General features: G+C 64.5%; 1 protein-coding gene and 2 pseudogenes. All 3 read right to left on the bottom strand.

The features are described from left to right. Positions 1–207: pseudogene (locus tag AC0L2R_RS33630) on the bottom strand (alpha/beta fold hydrolase); the annotation flags it as partial. Further along, positions 204–1,160: an alpha/beta fold hydrolase gene (locus AC0L2R_RS33625; protein ID WP_473514077.1), complete on the bottom strand. Its 957-nt coding sequence runs from the start codon at positions 1,158–1,160 to the stop codon at positions 204–206. The pseudogene AC0L2R_RS33630 and the gene AC0L2R_RS33625, both read right to left, overlap by 4 nt. A 100-nt stretch (positions 1,161–1,260) precedes the next feature. Further along, positions 1,261–2,634 (bottom strand): annotated as a pseudogene (locus AC0L2R_RS33620) (transcriptional regulator); the annotation flags it as partial.

The following is a 2,634-nucleotide window of genomic DNA, read 5'->3' as shown; positions in this document are numbered from 1 at the left end:
CGAACCCCAGTCCTTATAGAAAATCTCGGTGCCGTCCTTCGTGGTGATGAAGCCCATGTTCTGTCGTCCTTCGCTGGGTTGAGTGGTGGATTCAGCGGAAATCGCCTGCGCAGCGTATGCCGGCAGAAGGGTCGCCGCTCCGGCGGTGATGCCTGCTGCGAGCATCTCGCGGCGGGTGAGTTGGATCGGATGCAGGATGGCGCTCACGGCTGTGACTCCTCGCCGAGGAAGCGAATGACCTCGTCGCCGAACTCGCGCGGGTACTGGAACAGGAAGGCGTGGCCGGAGTCCGGGTAGACGATCAGCCGCGCGTTCGGGATCGCCTGCGCCAGGGCGTAAGACTGGAGCGTCGGGATCATGACGTCTTCGTTCCCGTTCGCCACCAGCACCGGCTGGCGGATCGCCCCGACACGATTGAGAAGCGATGTTTCCGGAGTCCCGACGTCGCTTCCAGCGGAGAGCATCGCCTTCCAGGTCTTTTCGCTGACCAACTTCGCAAAGGCATCCTCGCGCTGCCGCAGCCGCGCTAAATGGGCGCGTCCGGCGGCCTGGCTGGTTCGCGTGTCCTTGAAGAACAGGTAAAGGAAATCCTCATCCGTGTTGGTCGGCTTGGTGGCGACCTCGATCGCCTTGGGATTCAGGTTTGAGCCCTCGACATAGCCCGCGCCGCTGCCGGCGATGACCAGCCTGCGGACGAGGTCGGGCCGCAGGAGCGTGAGCTCCTGCGCGACGAGGCCGCCGAAGGAGAAGCCCAGTAGATCGACCTGCTTGAAACCCGGGCCATCGATGAAGGCGCCGGCGTTCCTCGCCCAATCGGCCATGCGGAGAGGTGCCTCCCCGCCGGAGCGGGCCACGCCGGCATTGTCGAATATGAGGACGTATCGGCTTGCCGCGACATGGTCGAGGAATGCCGGGTCCCATTCGTCCATCGTCCCGCGAAAGCGGTTGAGGAGAACCAGAGGCGTTCCGGACGGCGTTCCGAGCGTCCGGTAGGCGTAGGGGACGCCGTCGACGTCGAACGTTTTCGTCTCCACGCAGGCGGCGCCGCAGAACCCAGCCTGGCTGGGTACTGCCGAGGCGGTCGGGTTGGCCGTCGCCGAGGTGATCAGGACGGCGAGTAGTGCAGTGCCGGCCAGACCGGCGACGACCCCTTGACGCAAGGATGTACTGCGGGTTGAAGTCATCGCTCTTTCCCTCTGCGCGCTTCGTTCGATGACGAGACAGTTGCGCAGTGGAGCGGCGTGAACCAGTTAATCGTTGCTAAACGGCGCTAACCAGCTTGTTTAGCGTTACCAGACTGGCCACCGAACGCGCCTCCAGGGCCAACGCGCCCTGATCTCGCGCCATTTTGATTGATTGCTCGAAGAGCAGACGGGCGTCCGCGATACGCGAGGCTTGTCCCGCCAGTAGCTCGCCTTTCTGGCGCAACAGTTCCGGGCAATACCAAGCCTCGCCGCTCGATCCGCATCGCGTCAGAGCACCGTCCAGCAGTGCCACTGCTTCCCACTCCTGACCAAGCACGGCCAGCCCGGAGGCGAAGATCGACTGGAAAACCGTGTGGTAGAGATGGAAGCCGGCATGATCCAGCCGGTCGAGAGCTTCGCCGACGAGTGTGACGCCTGTTGCGGCGTCTCCAGTTCGAATCAGGATGTCGCCCTCGAAACATTCGGCATAGGCATGCCAGACGTCGAGAGCGTGGTCGTGCGTGCGCCGATGCAGCATTTCCGTGTAGCGCTCGGCGCGTGCGAGGTCTCCAGTCATCAGCGACACCGGACAGGCGGCGTCGGACAGGGCGTGGCACAATGTGAGATTGTGGCCCGCGGCAAGAGCGGCGCCGACCATGTCGTCGATCTCACGCAGGGCCGCTTCAGCTTTGCCGCGCAGCCACAACACGCGCGCCAGCGTGATCCGCGCGGTGATGCGCTGATCATATTGAAAGCGCGCCAGATCCGATCCGTTCGACGGAGGGCGATAGGCATCCAGCATGCGCCGCACATGTCTTTCCGCGGCTGGCTGATCGCCCAGCAGATGCAGCGCCCTTGCCTTCATCCTCTCGCCGATCAGCCGGTCCGAGTCGTCGGCCGAACGCTCAGACAGCGCGCAGAAGGCCTCGGCCCTTTCGAGCGCCGCTCGAGGTTCGCCGCCGTTTGTCCGATCGACCCACAGCGCCCAGAGCGCGCGCAGCTGGAAGTCGACATCATCGACCTTCTGGGCGATCTCGAACGAACGTGTCCAAGCTTCCGCGCCACCTGGACGGCCCGAAATCGCGCGCATGTGCGGGAAGCCAAGCGCCGCATGAAGCCGCATCAGGCTTTGCTGATCGGCGTCGGGCTGTTGTTCGAGCCAACCCAGCGCCTGCCTCACCCGCAGCAGGCATTCGTCGACCAGCGAAAGATGGTACCACAGCGGAATTGCCGCGACTGTCATTGCAACGCCGGCCGCCGCGTCACCGCCCGGCGAGAAGCACCAGTCCACTGCGGCCCGCAGATTGCTGATGTCGCGACCGCAGGCGTCCAGCCAGTCTGCGTCCTGCTCAGTCTGCCGCTGCAGCGCGGCGCATTCGAGCAGGCTCCGATAGTGGACTGCGTGGCGGCGCGAAGCGTCTTCCCGCGACACGGCGACCGAAAATTTCTC

It is taken from the genome of Mesorhizobium sp. WSM4820 (assembly GCF_055811075.1).
The sequence above is the reverse complement of the archived record's forward strand: the minus strand, read 5'-3'. Positions and strand labels throughout refer to the sequence as shown.